The sequence below is a fragment of the Paenibacillus sp. FSL L8-0502 genome, from assembly GCF_038593055.1.
Classification (GTDB): Bacteria; Bacillota; Bacilli; order Paenibacillales; family Paenibacillaceae; genus Paenibacillus; species Paenibacillus polymyxa_D.
Genome location: NZ_CP151958.1, coordinates 1,167,779 through 1,189,944 on the forward strand (window position 1 = coordinate 1,167,779; position 22,166 = coordinate 1,189,944).

15 protein-coding genes are annotated in these 22,166 nt (G+C 50.8%); all 15 read left to right on the forward strand.

Translation table 11 applies throughout. From position 1 onward, the window contains the following. Positions 1-10: 10 nt before the first annotated feature. The 15 genes from NSQ57_RS05245 to nifK all read left to right on the forward strand — a co-directional run bounded on the left by NSQ57_RS05245 (position 11) and on the right by nifK (position 22,096). Positions 11-1,219, forward strand: a complete 1,209-nt coding sequence (locus NSQ57_RS05245) for an FAD-dependent oxidoreductase (RefSeq protein ID WP_341038868.1) — start codon at positions 11-13, stop codon at positions 1,217-1,219. Next, on the forward strand, positions 1,216-2,217 hold the full coding sequence (locus NSQ57_RS05250; RefSeq protein ID WP_341038870.1) for a proline racemase family protein: 1,002 nt from the start codon (positions 1,216-1,218) through the stop codon (positions 2,215-2,217). The genes NSQ57_RS05245 and NSQ57_RS05250 overlap by 4 nt, the downstream gene beginning before the upstream one ends. Before the next feature lie 63 nt (positions 2,218-2,280). Then, positions 2,281-3,168, forward strand: coding sequence for a dihydrodipicolinate synthase family protein (locus NSQ57_RS05255; RefSeq protein WP_342425726.1), 888 nt, complete (start codon positions 2,281-2,283; stop codon positions 3,166-3,168). A gap of 15 nt (positions 3,169-3,183) precedes the next feature. Beyond that, a complete protein-coding gene (locus NSQ57_RS05260; RefSeq protein ID WP_340887066.1) occupies positions 3,184-4,620 on the forward strand; it encodes an aldehyde dehydrogenase family protein in 1,437 nt (478 codons plus the stop codon). Positions 4,621-4,624: 4 nt separating this feature from the next. After that, positions 4,625-4,927: a (2Fe-2S)-binding protein gene (locus NSQ57_RS05265; protein WP_342425727.1), complete on the forward strand. Its 303-nt coding sequence runs from the start codon at positions 4,625-4,627 to the stop codon at positions 4,925-4,927. Next, positions 4,924-5,259 (forward strand): (2Fe-2S)-binding protein, encoded by a 336-nt coding sequence (locus tag NSQ57_RS05270; RefSeq protein ID WP_029516055.1) that lies wholly within the window; start codon positions 4,924-4,926, stop codon positions 5,257-5,259. Before NSQ57_RS05265 ends, NSQ57_RS05270 begins: the two co-directional genes overlap by 4 nt. After that, positions 5,256-6,479, forward strand: coding sequence for an FAD-dependent oxidoreductase (locus NSQ57_RS05275; RefSeq protein WP_342425728.1), 1,224 nt, complete (start codon positions 5,256-5,258; stop codon positions 6,477-6,479). The genes NSQ57_RS05270 and NSQ57_RS05275 overlap by 4 nt, the downstream gene beginning before the upstream one ends. Before the next feature lie 86 nt (positions 6,480-6,565). After that, positions 6,566-8,854 carry a beta-L-arabinofuranosidase domain-containing protein gene (locus NSQ57_RS05280; protein ID WP_342426116.1) on the forward strand — a complete coding sequence of 763 codons (2,289 nt, stop codon included), beginning with the start codon at positions 6,566-6,568 and terminating at the stop codon, positions 8,852-8,854. Between the two features lie 434 nt (positions 8,855-9,288). Continuing rightward, positions 9,289-10,233: a stalk domain-containing protein gene (locus NSQ57_RS05285; protein WP_342425729.1), complete on the forward strand. Its 945-nt coding sequence runs from the start codon at positions 9,289-9,291 to the stop codon at positions 10,231-10,233. A gap of 4 nt (positions 10,234-10,237) precedes the next feature. Then, a complete protein-coding gene (locus NSQ57_RS05290; protein WP_342425730.1) occupies positions 10,238-13,525 on the forward strand; it encodes a DUF5704 domain-containing protein in 3,288 nt (1,095 codons plus the stop codon). Between the two features lie 374 nt (positions 13,526-13,899). Beyond that, positions 13,900-16,347, forward strand: a complete 2,448-nt coding sequence (locus tag NSQ57_RS05295; protein ID WP_342425731.1) for a rhamnogalacturonan lyase — start codon at positions 13,900-13,902, stop codon at positions 16,345-16,347. A 313-nt stretch (positions 16,348-16,660) separates the two neighbouring features. Beyond that, positions 16,661-18,160, forward strand: a complete 1,500-nt coding sequence (nifB, locus tag NSQ57_RS05300) for a nitrogenase cofactor biosynthesis protein NifB (protein WP_342425732.1) — start codon at positions 16,661-16,663, stop codon at positions 18,158-18,160. A 6-nt stretch (positions 18,161-18,166) separates the two neighbouring features. Continuing rightward, the gene (gene nifH / locus NSQ57_RS05305; RefSeq protein WP_069010331.1) at positions 18,167-19,033 is read left to right on the forward strand and encodes a nitrogenase iron protein; all 867 of its coding nucleotides are present in this window, start codon (positions 18,167-18,169) and stop codon (positions 19,031-19,033) included. Positions 19,034-19,121: 88 nt separating this feature from the next. Beyond that, a complete protein-coding gene (nifD, locus tag NSQ57_RS05310; RefSeq protein ID WP_340884540.1) occupies positions 19,122-20,570 on the forward strand; it encodes a nitrogenase molybdenum-iron protein alpha chain in 1,449 nt (482 codons plus the stop codon). Then, positions 20,567-22,096: a nitrogenase molybdenum-iron protein subunit beta gene (gene nifK, locus NSQ57_RS05315; protein WP_342425733.1), complete on the forward strand. Its 1,530-nt coding sequence runs from the start codon at positions 20,567-20,569 to the stop codon at positions 22,094-22,096. The genes nifD and nifK overlap by 4 nt, the downstream gene beginning before the upstream one ends. Positions 22,097-22,166: the final 70 nt, after the last annotated feature.

Genomic DNA, 22,166 nt, shown 5'->3' on the forward strand with positions numbered 1-22,166 from the left:
AGGGAAGCGAATGAAACATGATGCCGCGGATCTGGTCATTGTAGGCGGCGGAATCATCGGTACAGCCATCGCTTATTATGCAGCTAAGTCCGGTATGAAGGTCGTGCTGGCTGAGCGAGGGGAGATTGCTGGAGGCACTTCGTCCCGTTGTGATGGAAATATATTGGCAATCGATAAAGAGCCCGGGTTTGACAGTCGAATGTCGTTGGTATCGCAGGAACTGGTGGCAGAGCTGGCTAGGGAATTGGAGGATGAGTTTGAGTATCGTGCGCCTGGAAGTATTCTGGTCTGTGAAAACGATCAGGAGATGCAAGCGGCTGAGCAGTGGGTAACCCGTCAGCAGCAGGAAGGACTTCCGTTTCGCATGCTGGATCATCAGGATTTGCGAGAGGAATGGCCACATTTGGCCAAAGATTTGCCGGGTGGGCTGGAGTGTGCGACAGATTCCACTGTGAATCCGGTGTTGATGACGTATGCACTGGCCGAGGCCGCGCGTCGGATGGGGGCCAAGTTATTACCGCGCATGCCGATACAGTCCATCCTTCAGGACGAAAGGGGGAACGTCCGCGGGGTTGAGACGCCTAATGGCGTTATCCATGCAGGTGCAGTGGTATTGGCGGCAGGTGTATGGACACGCAGCATCGGTCATTCACTCGGTTTGGACCTTCCGATTATACCGCGCAAAGGACATATACTGGTGTCTGCTCGAATGCCTTCCATTGGCAACCGCAAGGTAATGGAGTTCGGCTATCTGATGAGCAAGTTTGGCGGTCAGCGGTGTGTGGATGAGCTTTATGAAAAATACGGTGTAGCGCTGGTATTCGAGCCAACCGCATCTCAAAACATTCTGATCGGCAGCAGCCGTCAGTTTGTCGGTATGGACACACGTGTCGATCAGCAAGTGATTCGCTTAATCGCCCGTAGAGCCATTCGTTTTTTTCCTGCTTTAGCCAATGTACCGCTGATGCGGGCGTATACTGGCTTGCGTCCATGGACACCTGATCATTTGCCAATTGTATCAGTGGTGGACGAAGTACCGGGGCTGTATATCGCTTCTGGTCATGAGGGGGATGGCATTAGTCTTGCGGCGGTTACGGGTAAACTGGTGACCGAAATGGTACGTGGCGAACCCACTTGCATTCCGGTGGAGCCGCTGCGATATGACCGATTTGGGGAGGCTTTTACCAACCACGAGGTTCACGGGGAGGTAACCGGATGAGTGTACTGGGCAGAATTACTACCATTGATACCCATACGGGGGGCAATCCGACGCGAACGGTCATTCACGGCGCGCCTAAGCTGGTAGGTCGTACGATGCTGGAAAAAATGACTTATATGGCAGCACATCATGATGATTTTCGCCGTTTGCTGATGTTCGAGCCGCGAGGGCATGAGGTGATGTCGGGCTGTATTTTAACAGAACCGTGTCACCCAGATGCTGATATCGGTGTGGTCTTTATAGAGACCGGTGGCTATTTACCAATGTGCGGTCACGATACGATTGGCGTATGCACGGCGCTGATGGAAGGCGGGCTGATTGCTGCAAATAAAAAATCGATATTGCTGGACACTCCGGCAGGCCCGGTTCAAGTGCGGATGAAGGTGGATAAGGGCAAGGTGCGACAAGTAACGTTCACAAACATTCCTTCTTTTGTGTACCGTCGTGAGGTGGAGGTACAGGTAGAGGGCATCGGGCAAGTCACGCTGGATATTGCGTATGGAGGCAACTTTTACGGCATTGTGGAGGCGGCTTCCATCGGTCTTGCACTGGAGCAGAGCCATGGGGCAAAAATTGTACGAACAGCAGTGCAGATTCGGGAGGCAGTGAATGCGGTTGTTGAGGTCGTACATCCTGAAAATCCGGTTATTCAAGGGTTGACGCATATTGAATTTTACGGAGAGCCTGTGGCTCCACAGGCCGATTGCCGCAATGTCGTCGTCATCCCACCGGGAGGTATCGATCGTTCTCCTTGTGGCACAGGAACCTCAGCCAAGGTTGCGGTGTTGCACGCCAAAGGAAAACTGGACTTCAATGAGCCGTTTGTACATGAAAGCATCACAGGTTCCATGTTTCGGGCTGAAATCGTGGGCGAGACGCAGATAGGTCCTTATCCGGCAGTCATTCCACAAATTACAGGATCGGCTTGGGTGACGGGACATCATCAATTTGTGTTGGACCCCGAGGACCCGCTTAAAGAAGGTTTTTTGCTGATGTGAGCATTTTACATCCGTCCCGAATGCTGAATATGAAAATAAAGATGGGAAAGGGTTGGTAAGCATATGGCACGTTTTGAAGGTGTGTATGTGGCCTTGGTTACACCGTTCACGGCAGAGCTGGAGGTAGACCATAAGCGTCTGACCGAGCTGTGCGAGCATCTGATTGCAAGTGGCATTAGCGGACTGGTTCCTACAGGATCGCTGGGAGAATATGCGGCTTTGTCCCCGGAGGAACGGTCGCAGGTTGTGCATACCGTAATTGACGCTGCGGCAGGGCGTGTCCCGGTTGTTGTCGGCTCGGCGGCTCCGTCCACCAAACAGGCGGTGCATTGGATTCAGCATGCGAAGGATGCTGGGGCTGCGGGTGTCATGGCACTGCCACCCATTAATTACAATCCACTGCCTCATGAGGTAACGGCCCATTATGAAGCATTGTCAAAGGTGGGCTTGCCGATCATTGCGTATAACAACCCCCATGATTACAAGGTTGACTTGACTCCAGATATTCTTGCGGACTTGTCGCGAATTGAAAATATCGTAGCAGTCAAGGAATTTTCCGGTGATGTACGGCGTATTCACGCTATTTTGGATCAGACAGAGCTGGAGGTCATGGTTGGAGTAGATAATCTAGCGATGGAGGGGGCATTGTTCGGCGCGACAGGCTGGATTTCGGGGGTGCCTAATGCGTTGCCCAAGGAAGGGGTAGAGCTGTTCCGACTTGCACAGGCGGGAAATATGGCAGAAGCGTCCGCGTTGTATCGCAGGCTGCTGCCGCTGTTCCACTATGATGCCAGCCCGCGATTGGTACAGTCCATCAAATATATGATGGAGCTGGCTGGATTTCCGGTCGGTCCGACACGTCCGCCCAGACTTGCGCTGCCGCAGGCGGATTATGACCGCATTCGCGAAGCATTTGAGGTGGCGGTTCGTCCGAGCGGGGTTTCATCCTGAATGGAGGTGAAGATGATGGAGAGCCGAAATTGGATCGGTGGTGAGTGGCTGAGCCCTTCCGGCGAGGAATTGGTGGTTCACAATCCTTCGGACTTGAAGGAGGAGGTGGGAGTCGTCCATTTTTCAGAAACGGGCGATATTACACAGGCCGGGGATGCGGCACGGCTGGCTCAGGCGGGCTGGGCTGCTTTAAGTCCCGCAGCGCGGGGAGTTTATCTGTTCAAAGCAGCCGGGTTACTAGAAGCAGCATTACCTGAATTAGCTGAACTGGCCAGCCGTGAGATGGGCAAGCCGATTACCGAGATGCGCGGAGAGGTCATGCGAGGTGTCCATCTGCTCCGCTACTATGCGGCAGAAGGCGTACGTTCCATCGGTACAGTCATTCCTTCGAATGAGCCGGGAGTGCTCCAATACACAAAGCGCATTGCGCTGGGGGTAACGGCTGTCATTACGCCGTGGAATTTTCCGGTAGCTATTCCGCTATGGAAAATCGCCCCTGCACTTTTGTGCGGAAACACGGTCATCTGGAAGCCTGCCGAACATGCTTCATTAACTGCAGTACGGGTCGCCAAGCTATTCGAGGCGGTGCAGCTTCCACCCGGTGTACTGAACTTAGTCATTGGGCAGGGGAACCGTATTGGCGATGCCTTATTGGAGCTTCCGGTACTAGATGCGGTCAGCTTCACGGGTTCCACCGCTACAGGTTTGGGCATTGCCGAGCGATGCGCGCGCCGTAACATGAAATACCAGACCGAGATGGGAGGTAAAAATGCCGCCATTGTGCTGAAAGACGCGGATGTAGCACAGGCGGTGGCGATGATTATCAGCGGAGCTTTACGTTCAGCCGGGCAGAAATGCACGGCCACCAGCCGGGTGATCGTGGAACAGTCTGTCTATGAGACGTTCACGGAAGCCTTACGCCAAGCGGTGGAAAAAATACAGATCGCTCCGGCGCTTGACCCCGGTGCGTATCTTGGACCTGTGGCATCCGCAGGTCAATACGAGAAGGTCATGTCCTATGTATCACTCGCACGTCGGGAAGCTCACATTTTGGCCGAAGGTGGAGCCGCCGCCGGGACAGAGAACGGATATTATGTGCGTCCACTGGTGGCGACTGGACTCAATTCATCCCATCCGTTGATTCAGGAGGAGATTTTTGGACCTGTGTTGGGGGTCGTGCAAGCGGACGACTTCGAGGATGCAATTCGACTGTGCAATGATTCTATTTATGGATTAAGCGCCTCTCTATTCACCCGCGATTTGCGGTTGGCTCATCGGTTTCTGGATGAGGCGAACGCCGGTATGGTTCGGGTTAATCAGGAGACGGCTGGTGTGGAATACCAGGCTCCGTTTGGCGGTCTGAAGCAATCCAGTTCACATACCCGGGAACAGGGCCAGGCGGCGCTGGATTTTTATTCAGCGATTAAAACCTGTGCGATCAGCTATGAGTAAGCGGGTGACGGGACGAAGTGAGACGGTGGGGAGCGCATCAGGTCATTTGCTCATATGTCGCTGTGAAGAAGTGAGTATCGCACAGATGGAGCAGGCTTGCCGCATGGGTATGGACACCGTGCGCCAGCTTAAAATGGCTACGCGGGTGACGATGGGGGCATGTCAGGGTAGGGTATGCCGACAATTGGTGGAGTCATGGTTTTACAATCAGGTTCCTGCTGCCCGCCGGGAGGCGGAGCTGTTATCGCAAAGGCCACCAGTGCGTCCCGTAACGTTCGGGCAGCTGGCAGAGGGAGGTTCTTTATGAGCCGCACGCGTATTGTAAATCATCCTATTTTGGGACCAAAGCCGGAGCGGCGGCAGGTATCTTTCTTTTTTGACGGTCGTCCCATGCAGGGATTGGCTGGAGAACCATTGGCAGCAGCGCTGCTGGCCAGCGGTGTCCGTTTGCTGAGAAGGCATGAGGAATCCGGTACGGCCAGAGGCGTATACTGCGCCATTGGGCATTGTAACGAATGCCGCCTGACGGTTCATCCGTTCGGTACCGTCCGTTCCTGCCTGACCAAGCTGGAAGAAGGTATGGTGGTGGAAACCGGGCGGCAGCTTTCGAATGAAATCACAGGGAGAATTGTGACATGAATGAAATGGCGCATCTTATCGTCATTGGGGCGGGTCCCGCCGGATTGTCCGCAGCGGTATCGGCTGCTGAGCAAGGATTGCCAGTCACGGTACTGGATGAGTTTACAGAGCCGGGTGGACGTATGCCCGGGCAATATCATGAGGAAGGCAGTCAAGGCTGGTGGGTTGGAAAACACGTTTCGGATGAGCTGATTACCCGTTGCGGGGAGCTTGGGGTGGACATTCGCTGCGGCGTTTCCGTGCATGGTATGGAATATACAACAACGTGGGAAATTTCCACTTCCTGTGGATTGTTCACTGCGGATTACGTATTGCTAGCGACTGGAGCTGCCGAAATTCCCGTTCCGCTGGATGGCTGGACGTTACCGGGCGTCATGTCTATCGGGGCCGCACAAGTAATGACTAATGTTCATTACGTTAAGCCGGGGGAACGCGGCATCATCGTAGGCATGAACGTATTGTCGATGGCGATTGCCCGCGAGCTGTCTGTCGCCGGGGTGAAGGTGGCGGCAATTACACTGGCGTGCGCTAATCCGCTGGCTGGTGCGGCGGCAGATCCGACAGCCTCCGCGAAGCTGCTGCTTCAGCTGTCGGGGCTAGCTCCTGCCGCCTGGATGCGTGCAGGCGGCAGGCTGGCAGCGGCGATGCGGATGGAGAAACTCATCGCGTGCTGCTATCCCCACAGAGGCTTCCGTCTGTGGGATATCCCGATCCGGTTGCGGACGGCGGTGCTGTCCGTCAACGGGCAGGACCGGGTCGAATCCGTGACCCTGGTCCACGTCAAACCGGACGGCTCGCCTATCCCTGGCAGCGAGCGCGTCGAACCCGCCGACTTCGTGGCGCTCAGCGGCGGCTTGTACCCGCTCGCTGAGCTGGCGGCGGTAGCTGGGTGCAAATTCGTGTACAGCCCTGAGCTAGGCGGGCATGTCCCACTGCATGGTGAGCGAATGGAAACCTCGCTCAAAGGGCTGTACGTTGCCGGCAATATTACTGGCATCGAAAGCGGGCTGGTCGCGATGGCCCAAGGCCGATTAGCCGCCGCTTCTATGCTCGATGCCGCTGGATTCGGCGGAGCAGGCGGGGAACAGCGGGTGCAGGAGGCGATCCGTGAGGTCCATTTTGCACGTAAGCATGCGCTGATTCAGTTTCATCCCGGCATTACAGAGGCGAGAACGCAGCTGTACCAGCAGTGGGGGCAAACCTTTGGCAGCGGCGCGTAACGGCTCGTTGTGTTTGATATGCGTTTTTTTGTCCCAAATTCGTCTTAAAGGAGGAACGGAAAGTGACTCTTAAAGCAAAAGCCCATATGAAAGCAAGACCGTTCGCACTGAACGAGGTGGTATTGGCTGAAGGTCCCTTCAAACAGGCGATGGAGCTGAACCGATCTTATCTGTTGGAGCTTCAACCAGACCGTCTGCTGGCGCGTTTTCGGGAATATGCCGGACTTACGCCCAAAGCGCCTCAATATGAGGGCTGGGAAGCGATGACTATTTCCGGTCATACACTGGGACATTATTTGTCCGCTTGCTCCATGATGTATGCTTCAACGGGCGATGAGCGTTTCAAAGAAATTGCACATTACATTACGGATGAGCTGGACGTTTGTCAGACGGCGCATGGTGACGGATATGTATCCGGTATTCCAGGGGGAAAGGAACTTTTTGAAGAGGTATCTGCCGGAAATATTCGTTCGAAGGGCTTTGACCTGAACGGTGCCTGGGCCCCCTTGTATACACTACACAAGTTATTCGCTGGCCTGCGGGATGCGTATCATTTGACAGGCTGTGATAAGGCATTAGATGTAGAGCGCAAGCTGGCGGACTGGCTCGAAGGAATGATGAAGCCGATGAGCGATGAGCAGATGCAGCAGATGATGTTTTGCGAATATGGAGGCATGAATGAGGTATTGGCCGATTTGTATGCGGATACTGGGGAAGAGCGCTACTTGCGGCTGGCTGAGTGCTTCTGGCACAAGCTAGTGCTGGACCCGCTTAGCTCACAGGAGGATTGCTTACAGGGTATTCATGCCAATACACAGATTCCGAAGCTGATCGGGCTTGCCAAGGAATATGAGCTGACCAATGATACGAAACGCCGGGCAACGGTGGAGTTTTTTTGGGAGCGGGTGGTGGATCATCATTCGTATGTCATTGGCGGGAATAGCTTTGGAGAATATTTTGGAGCGCCGGATGGCTTGAATGATCGCATCGGGCCTCATACGACGGAGACGTGCAACACCTATAACATGCTCAAGCTGACAAATCATCTGTTTCAATGGAATGTTTCCGCCAAGGAAGCCGACTTTTATGAGCGAGGTCTATTCAATCATATTTTGGCCTCGCAGGACCCGGTTCACGGGGGCGTAACGTATTTTCTGTCGCTGGCGATGGGCGGGCACAAGCATTTTGAAAGCAAATTTGACGATTTCACATGCTGTGTTGGTACAGGGATGGAAAACCATGCGAGCTACGGCAGCGGTATTTATTTTCACGATCACGATAAGCTGTATGTCAATCAGTTCATTGCTTCCACGCTGGAATGGAAGGACAGAGGCGTTACGCTAAAACAAAACACTTCCTATCCAGATACAGATCATACGACGCTGGAGATTCAATGCGATCAACCTGCCTCATTTACGCTACTCATCCGCTATCCATATTGGGCTGAAAAAGGAATTACCATTCGTGTAAATGGCAAAGAACAGTCGGTTGTATCGGAACCGGGCAGCTTCATCTCTATCGCCAGAACGTGGATTGACGGGGATGTTGTAGAGGTGACGATTCCGATGTCGCTGAGGCTGGAGCAGATGCCGGATAATCCGGATCGGGCGGCTGTTATGTATGGACCGTTGGTGCTGGCAGGCGACCTTGGACCCTTAGAAGATCCTAAAGCCAAGGATTTCCTCTATACACCGGTATTTATCCCTCAAACGGAAAAGCTGGATGCCTGGATACAGTCTGTAGAGGATAAGACGAATACGTTCCGTACCTTGAATGCAGGGCATCCTCGGGATGTGGAATTGTCGCCTCTGTATAAAATGCATGATCGTACGTATTCCGTATATTGGGATATTTTTACGAAGGAAGCGTGGCAGGAGGCGGAACAGGAATACACAGCGGCACGCGAAAAACTGGCGATTCTGGAGCAGTGTACGATTGATTTTGCCCAACCTGGTGAAATGCAGCCGGAGCGGGATCATAACTTCCAGGGAGATGCCTCGACTCGCACCGGATATGTGAATAACCGACCTTATCGGAATGCGGGAATTGACGGTTGGTTTTCTTTCGATTTAAATACAGATCCATCTGCTCCGATGCTGTTGGTCATTACCTACACAGCTACGCTGGAAATGCCTAACTGCGGTTTTGATATTTTGATTAACGGTCATCCGCTTGAGCATTTTAGTGAAGGCTTTGATGAGGCCGATAAGTTTTACAACGTGAATGCCGCTATTCCGGCTGCATATCTGGAGGGTAAGGATCAAGCGACGGTGACTTTCAAGGCCAAGCCGGGACAGCGTATCCGCAGATGTTTTGGGCTGAGGATGGTCTATGAGCAACTCTATCAAGCTGGAAGTTCAGGTATACATGAATGATCTTTGAAATGTTTCGTGAGAAAAAGTAACGTTTGATTTTTCGTCCGGTATGATTTATGATGTAAGAAATATTGGATGATGCTGGAATAATCCATATGATGGTATAAGCTGATATATTCATAGTTTTGTTGCGCGTGAAGCACACGGGCTGTTTCTTCCTTCATAGGGGAGAGGCAGCCCTTTTTTGTTGGGATTTTCAGAAATATAACTTTTTTAAGAGTCAGTTCTATGATTTAAGGGGGAGGATTGCTCAATAGAGTCTATTTGTTTGGAATGCTTTGTATTAGAAGTTTTTCTTATAGATTTTGTAAGAGGGAAACCCTATAATATATAAGTTGTATCCAGTATTTTCCGAAAGTGGGGATGCGATAAGTTTATGAAATTAGAGATGATATACATAGTTTAAAGTTTAAGCTGACAAAGGGGATAGAGAGATGAGTATGAAAAAATGGATGTTGAGTTTGACCGCAGTCACGTTACTATGGGGCGCGACAAGTACGATTCCAACGACGGAGGCGGCAAGCAGCACCAAGCCCATTGAAGTCTTGTTAAACGCGAAAAAAATACAGTTTCCAGATGCTAAACCTTTTCAGGATAGTAACGATTATGTGATGGTTCCGATTCGTTTTGTATCCGAAGCGCTAGGGGCTAAAGTAGGCTGGGAGAAAACAGGCGGTCAATTGGCTGTGTCGATTAAAAATGATGCCCATGCTGTTAACATGACAGTGGGTCAAAACACCGCTACCGTGGATGGGCAGACCAAAACGTATGAAACGAAGATTATTTTGAAGCAAAACCGTACTTTTGTGCCGCTGCGGTTGGTAAGTGAGGGTCTGGGGCAAACGGTGGAGTGGGATAAGGTCAGTCGCTGGGTCTGGATTGGAAAGAAGGAAATTGCTGCGCTGGAGGATAAAGGACTCCAAAAAGTCAGCATTGAACCGTATAAGAAAGCAATTAACACAATACCAAATCTTATAAACGATATTTATCGTCAACCATATGACAAAGTAGTGGTTTTTAAGCAGTCTGACTTGCCTATCAAGTTGTTGCATGATATTTACTCTGTTGAGCCTTACACAAGTTCTAATGGCACACCTTATCTGAAAATGAGAGTAAAAACTAAAGCTACAGCAGGAAGCATTTTCTTTCTGACTAAGGGCAAGGATGCCCGTTTACGCTACCCAATGGACGACATGATGAAAGATAACGGGGATGGTACAAAGATGGTCTATTACCCAATCTATTCATCTGGAGACGAACTATTTCAAGGCATCAAAAATTATAAGTCTTTCAAGTTGGCAAGCATTGAGTACATTGCATTTGCATTAGCGTCAGAGGACTACATCCCTATGATGGTCAATCCGTGGAAGGGCAATTAACCACATGAAAAAGTCACAACGGATTCTGGCAGTATTGCTGGTGGGGGTACTGCTATTCTTGCAGATCCCACCTTTTTCTTTTCCTACACATAAGGCGGCAGCCGAGACGGAGGTTACACCGCTGTCCTATTATTCAGATAAGAACGACCGTTATTTTGTCGGTATGATGTACTTCGACATGTGGAAGAACACAGCAGGGGAATGGGTGACCCAAAAGAAGGAGCCTGGGAAGGGAATGCATGGTGAGGCCACTTTCACCTACAAATTTAGTTTTCCTGGTCGTAAGATCAAAAGCGTTGAAGCCAATCTATATAACCCAGCAATAAAGGCTAACAAAGATAATCCTAACTATATAGAGTATTTTTTAAAATCCCGTTCTGACAGTTATTCTGATTATGTCCAGGCCATAAGTAGGGGCACAGAGGAAAAAGACATTCGCCCCTACCAAATACAGGGGGTCGGAACGGACACCACTATTATTCCAATCATGGTAAATATGATGCTGAATGCTGAGGTTCAGGCACGTAATATCAAATATGAGAGTTGCCCTACCTGTGCCAAAGAGGTAGAAGCCTGGCGTATCTTTCAACCAATCCTGTTCAAGATCGAACTGGAGAGTGGTCTGATCGTCAAGCATTTTACCACTGATGGAAAATCACTTAACAACGTATTTACACCAATAGAGGATGAACTAAAAGCTGATCAACCGTATGATTTTCCCCCGCCAACCAACCCGAAATATGAGTATGTGGGTTATAAGAAAAGCACGACAGGTAAACCGCCAAGCGGAGATATTTTGCCGGGAATTGTACCCGGATTTACCTATGACGGTTCTTTTGAACAGTTTACCGCTTACTTGTATTACAAAGAAGCTCAGGGCTGTCCTAAGCCTGGAGAAAGCCAAGAGGGAGCACCCTCGGATTGCCAAGATCATGAACAGCCAACGAAAGGTGTTGTCTGCTCCCGCCCCGTTCCAGGTCTGCGCTTGGAAACTGCCGAATTGGACCCGACAGTATCTGCCGTTATTAAAGCCGATCAGCGAGGCGCGTCACGTTTTGATGTAGCCAAGGGTATTCCAACTTCTGAAAGCCTGTACGGAAACGTGCTGGCCCGGAATTACCTTTTTCAAAACACCTACCAACAGCTCAAAGGCGAGTGCACCTACAACGTCAAGCTGAAGCGCACGTATGATCTGGAATGGGAAGATATCAACGATACCCGGCACATGAAGGTCGTGGAGTATTACAAATACGAAATTGTGAAACCGTACTCCTACTGGGTGATAGACAACCTTGAGGTGTACGGTATCAAGAACGCGCAGCTACGCAACTATGCACTGCCGGGAGGTAGTATTACGATTCCACCACGGAATTACACGCCGCCGTCTGTAGAATCAGCGACCAACGGAAAATACTATCCGGCTCCTTCTCCGGGCATCGTCGATGGGGGTTCACTTTATATTTATGGCGGCAAGAGTATGCCGAAGGTGCCCAATGAACAAAGATCACTGGAGCCTATGGCCCAGAAGGCTACACCAGACGTGGAAGTTGAAAACGATACTGTGAAATTCAACGGTCAAACGATCATGGACCACCAGCGTGTCAAGGAAAAGGGACCGACTCCTGGCAAAATCCCTGAACCCGTAAAAATCGGGTCGGATATCCTGTACAGCCCGGGCCATATGATTGAAAAGCATAAGATAAATAAGTCCAATACGCCCAGCAGCGGTGACATCACTTACGCTATTCTCAAAGGAAATATCAATGGAGGTGCGGATAAAACGTTCCCGATACAGGGAATTAATACGGTGACTGTCCACACTCCCGTAGTGAATCTGTCTAAAGTGTCGGACGATGCTGCTCATAATCAGAAAACCCAACCTACGAAGGGACGATCCGCACTTATTTTGGAGCGACCTTTCCGGGTGGCGATTTCAACAGCGGGACCACATTTGGATATTCCCGGATATGGTGATCGGGAGTATGCCAAATATGTACGAACCAAGCAGGTTCGCTTTCCGTTCGATGTGTACGACAAAGGAAAGACGCATTTTTATCCGCGGGGTACCTGGATCGACATTCCAGTGCTGCAGCTCAACACAGACTTTTATCTTCCCGTGTGGGTAGATGAAGGCAACTACACAGTTGAGTTCCGTACCATTGCCGAAAATGCACCGGACGGGTTCACTGAACAGCGCCATGCCAACACGGATATCGCCCATCATGTCGCCAATGATGTGGTAAATATAGAGGTCATCGGACGGATGTATGATTTTCATATCACGGATATTGCCGATTACCATTGGGAGCGGGTGTTTCGGCAACGAAAAGGGAGCCCGACGCATAGCGGCCTGTCCTATTGGACGGGGCTTGGCAATATTGACGGGTTACCGAGAGGGAACCAGGAGCCATTCACCTTGCCCATTCGTCCCGGCAGTCACCCACATGAAGGTTATGCAAATGTGTCGGTCAAGACAGGCTATCATTTCAAGTTTGATCTCAAAACCAAAGGCAATATGTTTAGCGCCAAGGACGGTATTCGCATCACGCCATCGTTCTATTGGGTGAGCAAAGATGGGCGACAGCGGGAAGAGGTGGATCTGTATACACATTCCGGCAACCGGAAATTTATCCGTTTGGGATCGGCGGAGGACCGGGAGAAGCGATATGTTATTTTGAATGAACGGCTGCGCAATGTGCCGATGGAGGAAATGCAGGACACGTCAGCCTACCAATACAAGCATGAGCTGAGTGAAGCAGAGCAAATCCAGTCGACGCTGGAACGCTATGTTTCTCTGTATGCCCACCGTATTGCACGCAGCAAGACCTGGATTGGACGTTACGACTGGCTGGTGCTGCCTGCGGCTGTGCGTACCTTGATGGGTCCGAAGACAGACCTGCCGGATGGGGTCAATGTGGATCGCGCTAATGCGTCGATTCAGCGCTGGTATGGTGAATATAGCCTGCCTGCTGATGTGTACGCAGTCACCAAAGGCACAGATTTGCGCGAGGTCAGTCGCCGTCAGGAGCTTAACGAGCATACGGATATATTCAAGAAAACAGGCTTTATCGTCGTTCGCTTTAATTTGGAGTCACTGCGTCAGGGTGACACCGAGCATCCGCATTTACAGTATATAAATGGCCCGCTATTGAACCAGTGGCAACTGGAGGGTTACCGCCGAGAGATAAAGGACCCGTACGGGCATACCTTTCATTTACAGGACGGGGATGTAGTATTTTATCATGCGGATCAGTCGAGCAGAGACGATTTCAGTTCATTTGTCCCTCACTAGGTTGTAGTAATCAAGACGAATCCTAATCCATAACTAGCGCGAAAAATACGAAAACGGACAATGGGAACAATCCACTGTCCGTTTTTTTATATTTCCTTTTGAGTTTATGCGAATATGATTTTGCCTACTTCCTCTGCCTTCATGGGGAGTTTGGCGGTGTTCAGCCCTTAGCATGCCGTTTTCATACAGCCTTGGTGGGAGCTGTTTTATTTGGAATGAGTAAACAACACGGTTTTGTGTAGAGAAATCCTCGGATATTTAAACGCGTTTGAGGGAACGGCAAAACTATAATAATAGGGAATTTAATTTATGTAAGCGCAATCATTTTGGCGTACTTGCTTGTCATCACAATACAATTGAGGAGGACGACTTGAATGGCTCAAAGGAAAGGCGCATGGCGAAAGGGAACCTTGACCGCTGCGCTGGCAACCATGCTGGCGATGACGGGCACGACTGGAGGAGTGGCTGCGGAAGATTTGTCCGAACCGACACTACAGGCGGAATCAGCCATTGCAGTTGAACAGAACCGTAGCGGTAGCATTCAGCTGGAAAAGTTGGATCGCGGACTGGTAGCTGCGGTGACGCAGGAGGGGGTATTTTTAAGCTGGCGGTTATTGGCTCAAGAAGTGAACGGTTACGGTTCAACGGGGCTGACAGGAGCGGACTTCAACGTATACCGTGACGGTAAGAAGATTGCGACAGTGACCGACAGTACCAACTATGTGGATAAGGAAGGGAATGGTAAATCAGTATACAGAGTAGCTTCAGTCGTTAATGGGCGGGAAAAGGATCTTAGCGCTAAAGTGAAGCCATGGCAGCAGGGTTACTATGAACTTCCTCTCCAAAAGCCTGCTGATGGAGTAACCCCGGCAGGTGAAGCCTATATTTATTCGGCCAACGATATGAGTGTGGGGGATGTGGATGGAGACGGGCAATATGAGTTTTTTGTAAAATGGGACCCGTCGAACTCCAAAGATGTATCTCAGAAGGGGTATACCGGAAATACGTATGTTGATGCGTATACGGCCGAAGGCAAGCTGCTGTACCGGATCGACCTAGGCGTGAATATTCGATCAGGTGCGCATTATACACAGATGATGGTGTACGATTTTGACGGCGATGGTAAAGCCGAGCTGATGTTCAAAACGGCTCCAGGGACCAAAACGATTTCTTTTGATAAGAAGGGCAAGGCGAAAAAAGAAAAGTATATTACTCTGCCACGTGAGGATCGCAAAGCAGGGATTACACATGAGGACGATTACCGTTTGAGTCGTTCGGATTATTATGAGCATGTGGTGAACATGTTCATGAACTGGACGAAGCATGAAGAAGTGGTCAAGGGACAATGGCCTGCTACGCTGGAGGAATGCTTTGGCATCGCTCCGAAGTACAGTTATCCGTTATCCCGAAAGGATGCGGAAAGCCTGACAGACTACTTTATGGATGTATATGCACCATCACGGAGCGACAAAAACAAGCTGAGAGAGTTCGAGGGCTTTATTGTCGATGGACCAGAGTATTTGACAATTTTCAAGGGGAAAACGGGAGCTGAGCTGGATACCGTCCGCTATGAGCCGGAGCGTCATGACGATGGCCTCATGTGGGGCGACTACGCCATGACCCGAATTGAACCCGCCAACCGTGTAGACCGCTTCCTGGCAGGTGTGGCCTATCTGGACGGCCGCAAGCCGTATGCCGTATTTGCACGCGGCTATTATACGCGTTCCACTTTGGCCACCTACACATGGGATGGTCGCCATCTCCAAAAACATTGGATGGTGGACAGTGGCTGGACACCAATGACCAATCCATTTAACGATGGTCCGCACGGGCGTGATGGAACGGACCCGAAATTTGGCACCTTGACCACACAGGGAGCGCATTCTTTGAGCGTGGTGGATGTGGACGGTGACGGCAAGGACGAAATCGTATACGGTTCCGCCACGATTGACCATGATGGCAGCCTGTTGTACAGCTCATTTGATGTCATGCCTCCTGAAAGTGCAACTCCGGGTCAAACCGCCAGATTGGGGCACGGCGATGCACTGCATGTAACCGATATTGACCCGGATCGCCCCGGCAAAGAAATCTTTATGGTACATGAAGGTGGCACTTACGCTCCATATGGCTATTCTTTGCGGGATGCCAAAACAGGTGAAATCATTTACGGCGCATATTCCGGCAAGGATACAGGTCGGGGAATGGTCGGTGACATAGACCCGGATCAGCGAGGTCTGGAGACCTGGGCCATAGGCCTGTGGACCGCAGCGGGCAAACAACTGGATACGAAGATGCCGGGTACCAATATGAGTATCAAATGGGCAGCTGATATGACCACACAAATCGTAAACGGCGCAATTGATGTAACCCCAACCATTGAGGATTGGAAACGAGGTACATTGCTGACCGCTACTGGAACCAAAACGAATAACTATACGAAAGGAACTCCATCGCTGGTAGCCGACATTTTCGGAGATTGGCGGGAGGAAATGCTCGTCCGTACAGCGGATAGCTCAGCCATCCGTATCTATCTGAGCACAGAACCTACGACGCATAAATTGTACACGTTGATGCATGATCCGCAGTATCGCACGGATGTGGCGCGTCAAAATACCGGGTATAACCAGCCGTCCTACACGAGCTTTTATTTTGCATCCGATATGGATTGGGCGAATGTGCCGATTCCCAAGCTCTACACGCCAAAAGCCTTAATAGAGGAAGAGAGCAGTGACGAAGCGGATGAAGTAGAGGCAGCAGAGGTAGATGAAAAAGAAGTCGATGGAACGATAGTCGATGGGACGAAAATAGATGTGAAGGAATGATAAGCGGAGACTATTTCCCAAAATATATAATAAAAAATTAAAGTTTCTTATCTCAAAAGGAGAGCCGTATTTACGGACTCTCTTTTTTTACGTCTTGATGTTATTGAGAATATGAAATGTAACCGCGCACATGTAAAGTGTACGATATATTACTTGACGTAAAATTTGACACATATGTGAATTGAGGATAAATGTCAGGGATTTCATGGAGAAGTGAATTGACTGTATTTGTCCCTGTCTCTAAGATGTAATTATATTCCAGACAAAAACAGAGATTTATGTAAGGTAATATAACGTGGAGAGGAGGGAATGAATGGACTCTTTAGTTGATCTCTCGGAAACCCCCTTAGCAATGGATACCCTCAGACGACATCCTTGTTATAACGAAGAGGCACATCGCTATTTTGCGCGCATTCATCTTCCAGTAGCCCCGGCATGCAATATTCAGTGCCATTATTGCAACCGCAAATTCGATTGCGTCAATGAAAGCCGTCCCGGCGTTGTTAGTGAACTGCTTACGCCGGAGCAGGCGGCGAGCAAGACCTATGGCGTAGCGGCACAGCTGATGCAGCTGTCCGTTGTCGGCATTGCGGGACCTGGAGATCCGCTGGCCAATGCGGAGGCAACCTTCGATACCTTCCGCCGGGTCCGTGAGACAGTTAAGGACGTCATATTCTGTCTCAGCACGAATGGCCTTACTTTGATCAGGCATGTCGACAGGATTGTAGATCTGGGCATTTCGCATGTCACGATCACGATCAATGCTGTAGATCCAGTGGTGGGGAGCCGTATTTATGGATGGGTCTACGATGAAGGAAAACGCTATGCAGGAGAGGAGGCCGCACGGCTGTTGATTGACCGCCAGCTGGCAGGCTTGAAGATGCTGGCTTCGAGAGGCGTATTGTGCAAGGTGAACTCGGTGCTGATTCCCGAAGTCAATGATGCCCATCTGCCGGAGGTAGCCAGGGTGGTCAAGGAACACGGCGCAGTGCTGCACAACATTATGCCGCTCATCATCGCACCTGGTAGCCGATATGAGCAGGAAGGGATGCGTGCCCCCCGTCCCCGCCTGGTCCGGCAGCTGCAGGAGAAATGTGCTGAAGCGGGAGCTGTCATTATGCGCCATTGCCGTCAGTGCAGGGCGGATGCGATTGGACTGCTGGGCGAGGATCGCAATCAGGATTTTACATGGGAGAACATTGCGGCTGCTCCTCCCATGGATGAAGAGGCAAGGGCACAATTTCAGAAAGAACTGGATGAGAAGGTGAGAGTGAGAATGGAACGCAAGGAGGGACAATCGCACCCCAAACAACCGTCAACCGGGGCTGGATGTAGCTGCCCGTTATCTGGGGATAAGCCTGAAGTGAGCTTTACCTCAAAGCCAGTCCTAATCGCTGTGACCAGTCGTGGCGGAGGGAAGGTGAATCAGCATTTCGGCCGTGCCAAGGAATTTATGATCTATGAAAGCGACGGGATTATCGTAAATTTCATAGGCATTCGTAAGGTGCAATCCTACTGCCACGGGAAAGCCGATTGCAATGGAGACAAGGCCGAGACGATGAAGGAGATCCTTTCCATGGTGCATGACTGTGCATTGCTGCTGTCGGCCGGCATAGGCGAGGCCCCCAAAGAGGCATTGCAGGAAGCTGGCGTGCTGCCTATTGTATGCGGCGGGGATATTGAGGAATCCGTTCTGGAATATGTAAAATTTCTACGTTATATGTATCCTGTGCAGAGCAATAAGGGAAGTCAGCGTAATAAGGGAGTTAAGGGCAGTCATTCGGATTTACCCATTGAACATTTTGGAGGCTGAGAAAATATGAGACAAATTGCGTTTTACGGTAAAGGCGGTATCGGCAAATCGACAACCTCGCAGAATACACTGGCTCAACTCGCGACCAAATTCAAACAAAAAATTATGATCGTAGGCTGTGATCCCAAGGCAGACTCCACCCGTCTTATTTTGAATACGAAGGCCCAACAGACTGTGCTGCATCTGGCGGCTGAAAGGGGTACGGTGGAGGACCTGGAATTGGAGGACGTTGTCCAGAAGGGCTTCGGTGACATTCTGAACGTGGAATGCGGTGGGCCGGAGCCTGGTGTCGGCTGTGCAGGGCGCGGCATTATCACGGCCATTAATTTTCTGGAGGAAGAGGGGGCCTACGAAGGGCTGGATTTCGTATCCTACGATGTACTGGGGGACGTCGTGTGCGGGGGCTTCGCCATGCCGATCCGGGAGAAGAAGGCGCAGGAAATCTACATCGTATGCTCAGGCGAGATGATGGCTATGTACGCTGCCAACAATATTGCACGCGGGATCTTGAAGTATGCCAACAGCGGTGGGGTGCGTTTGGGCGGCTTAATCTGCAACAGCCGGAATACGGACCTGGAAGCGGAATTGATTACAGAGCTTGCAAGAAGACTGAACACGCAGATGATCCACTTTTTGCCGCGTGATAATGTTGTCCAGCACGCTGAGCTGCGCCGTATGACTGTAACTCAATACAACCCGGACCATAAGCAGGCTGCGGAGTATGAAGAGCTGGCAGGTAAAATTTTGAATAATGACATGCTAACGGTTCCCACCCCTATTTCCATGGAAGAGCTGGAGGATCTATTGATGGAATTCGGCATTATTGAGGATGAAGAAACCGCAATTAACAAAGCTGAGGCGTCCGGGCAGTAGGCTGTAGCCAGAAGGCTTAATGACGGAATCATCGTGTGATGATGGGAGGAGCTGAACGCGCAGCTCGCAGGAGGGAGGAATAGGTCAAATGAGCAGTATTGTGGATAAGGGTAAGCAGATCGTAGAGGAGATACTGGAGGTATATCCCAAGAAGGCCAAGAAGGACCGGACCAAGCATTTTGAGATCGCGGATGAGGAGCTTGTGAACTGCGGGACCTGTTCTATCAAGTCCAACATGAAATCACGACCCGGCGTCATGACAGCAAGGGGCTGTGCTTATGCAGGGTCAAAGGGTGTGGTATGGGGCCCGATTAAAGACATGGTGCACATTAGCCATGGTCCCATCGGCTGCGGGCAATACAGTTGGGGTACCCGACGCAATTATGCGAATGGGATATTGGGAATCGATAATTTTACCGCCATGCAGATTACAAGCAATTTTCAGGAAAAGGATATCGTGTTCGGCGGAGATAAGAAGCTAGAGGTGATCTGCAGGGAAATTAAGGAGATGTTCCCGTTGGCCAAAGGCATCTCGGTACAATCTGAATGTCCGGTCGGACTGATTGGTGATGATATCGGCGCCGTGGCCAAGAAGATGACAGAGGAGCTGGGCATTCCGGTCATTCCTGTACGCTGTGAGGGTTTTCGCGGAGTGAGCCAGTCTCTGGGGCATCACATTGCCAATGATGCTATCCGCGATTTTCTAATGGGGCGCCGAAAACTGAAGGAGTGCGGGCCTTATGATGTCTCCATTATCGGAGACTACAATATCGGTGGTGATGCCTGGGCTTCGCGTATTTTGCTGGAGGAAATGGGACTGCGGGTCATAGCGCAGTGGTCGGGGGACGGTACGATCAATGAGCTGGGGATTGCGCACAAATCCAAGCTCAATCTGATCCATTGTCATCGTTCCATGAATTATATGTGCACAACGATGGAGCAGGAATACGGAATTCCTTGGATGGAATATAACTTCTTTGGCCCGACCAAGACAGTGGAGAGCTTAAGGGCGATTGCAGCTCGTTTTGACGAAACGATTCAGGAAAAATGTGAGCAGGTCATCGCCCAATATATGCCGCAGATGGAGGCAGTCATCCGTAAATACCGCCCACGTCTGGAAGGTAAAAAGGTGATGCTTCTGATTGGCGGGTTGCGGGCAAGGCATACCATCGGTGCCTATGAGGATCTGGGGATGGAAATTGTGGCTACAGGCTACGAATTTGCCCATAAGGATGATTACGAAAAGACGTTTCCCGATGTAAAGGAAGGCACTATTCTGTACGATGATCCAGCGGCTTATGAGCTGGAGGAATTGGCCCAGCGGCTGAATATTGACTTAATGGGCGCCGGAGTCAAGGAGAAATATGTGTATCACAAAATGGGCATTCCCTTTCGTCAAATGCACTCCTGGGATTACAGCGGGCCTTATCATGGTTTTGACGGCTTCCAGATTTTTGCACGTGATATGGATATGACCATAAACAGTCCAGTATGGAGCCTGCTGCCGTCCCGGCAGACTGCGGAGGTGTCGGTATGAGCGAGCGTCTGAATATTGTCGATCACAATCAGCTGTTTCGGCAGGATAAATATGTGCGCCAGCGTGAGAAGAAACGAGCCTTCGAGGCCCCATGTTCGCCGGAGGAGGTTACCGACACCCTGGAGTACACCAAGACCAAGGAATACAAAGACAAGAATTTTGCCCGTACAGCCGTAGTCGTGAATCCGGCCAAGGCTTGTCAGCCGCTGGGAGCGGTTATGGCTGCACTGGGCTTTGAAAAAACGCTCCCGTTCATTCATGGCTCACAGGGCTGTACGGCTTATTTCCGTAGCCATCTTGCCCGCCACTTCAAAGAGCCTGTTCCTGCCGTCTCCACCTCGATGACCGAGGATGCCGCCGTATTCGGCGGCATGCGCAACCTCATTGACGGTATAGAGAACTGTATTGCCTTGTATCAACCGGAGATGATTGCGGTATGCACGACCTGTATGGCAGAGGTGATCGGAGATGACCTGTCTGCCTTCCTGGCTAATGCCCGTCAGGAGGGAGCCCTTCCCGAGGATATGCCAGTTCCTTTTGCCAATACCCCCAGCTTCTCCGGTTCACATATTACAGGCTATGATGCCATGCTGCGCTCTGTGCTGGAGACGCTGTATAACAAGTCAGGCCGGACGCCGCAGCCTGGTCATGAATTGAAGCTGAATGTACTGCTCGGGTTTGACGGGTATACGGGAAATTTTGCGGAAATGCGGCGCATACTGGGGATGTTCGGCGCTACGTATACCATTTTGGGTGACCACAGCAGTAATTTTGATTCAGGAGCTACTGGAGAGTACAGCTACTATTACGGGGGAACGCCGCTTGAGGATGTGCCCAAGGCCGCAGATGCTGCCGGCACGTTGGCGATCCAGCAGTACTCTCTTCGTAAAACATTAGGTTATATGAAGCAAACCTGGGGGCAGCAGATGTTCTCCATCTCCACACCGCTGGGTATCCGGGCTACAGATCGCTTGCTTGAGGAGATTAGCCGCCTGTCCGGAAGAGAAATACCCGAGGCATTGAAGCAGGAGCGTGCTCGAGTTGTGGATGCCATGATGGATTCGCATGCTTATCTGCACGGCAAACGAGTGGCTATGGCAGGAGACCCGGACATGCTCATCGGCTTGATTGGCTTTTGTCTAGAGCTGGGCATGGAGCCGGTGCATATTGTTTGCTCCAATGGAGACCGGAAATTTGAGAAGGAAGCAGAGCTTCTGCTGAAGTCCAGCCCTTACGGTGCAGAAGCCACGGTTCATTCTGGTCAGGATTTGTGGCATATGCGTTCGCTGCTGTTCCAGGACCAGGTGGACCTGGCTATTGGCAGTTCCCATCTGAAGTTTGCGGCGAAAGAGGCGAAAATTCCTTTGCTCCGTGTGGGCTTTCCGATCTTCGACAGGCATCATCTACATCGTTATCCGATTATCGGCTACCAGGGTACGCTGAATCTGCTTACCCAATTCGTGAATACCGTACTGGATGTCATGGAAGAGCAGGCTCCGGATCATAGCTTTGATTTGGTGCGCTAATTGCTGTATCGCGTAGATGGAAGTTGGCAGCTTGGCTTGTGATTTCAATGGATTCTATCTGAAATAAGGG

Coding starts and splice junctions, on each gene's coding strand:
- NSQ57_RS05245 (WP_341038868.1), top strand. CDS start 11: ATGAAACATGATGCCGCGGATCTGGTCATTGTAGGCGGCGGAATCATC.
- NSQ57_RS05250 (WP_341038870.1), top strand. CDS start 1,216: ATGAGTGTACTGGGCAGAATTACTACCATTGATACCCATACGGGGGGC.
- NSQ57_RS05255 (WP_342425726.1), top strand. CDS start 2,281: ATGGCACGTTTTGAAGGTGTGTATGTGGCCTTGGTTACACCGTTCACG.
- NSQ57_RS05260 (WP_340887066.1), top strand. CDS start 3,184: ATGGAGAGCCGAAATTGGATCGGTGGTGAGTGGCTGAGCCCTTCCGGC.
- NSQ57_RS05270 (WP_029516055.1), top strand. CDS start 4,924: ATGAGCCGCACGCGTATTGTAAATCATCCTATTTTGGGACCAAAGCCG.
- NSQ57_RS05275 (WP_342425728.1), top strand. CDS start 5,256: ATGAATGAAATGGCGCATCTTATCGTCATTGGGGCGGGTCCCGCCGGA.
- NSQ57_RS05280 (WP_342426116.1), top strand. CDS start 6,566: ATGAAAGCAAGACCGTTCGCACTGAACGAGGTGGTATTGGCTGAAGGT.
- NSQ57_RS05285 (WP_342425729.1), top strand. CDS start 9,289: ATGAGTATGAAAAAATGGATGTTGAGTTTGACCGCAGTCACGTTACTA.
- NSQ57_RS05290 (WP_342425730.1), top strand. CDS start 10,238: ATGAAAAAGTCACAACGGATTCTGGCAGTATTGCTGGTGGGGGTACTG.
- NSQ57_RS05295 (WP_342425731.1), top strand. CDS start 13,900: ATGGCTCAAAGGAAAGGCGCATGGCGAAAGGGAACCTTGACCGCTGCG.
- nifB (WP_342425732.1), top strand. CDS start 16,661: ATGGACTCTTTAGTTGATCTCTCGGAAACCCCCTTAGCAATGGATACC.
- nifH (WP_069010331.1), top strand. CDS start 18,167: ATGAGACAAATTGCGTTTTACGGTAAAGGCGGTATCGGCAAATCGACA.
- nifD (WP_340884540.1), top strand. CDS start 19,122: ATGAGCAGTATTGTGGATAAGGGTAAGCAGATCGTAGAGGAGATACTG.
- nifK (WP_342425733.1), top strand. CDS start 20,567: ATGAGCGAGCGTCTGAATATTGTCGATCACAATCAGCTGTTTCGGCAG.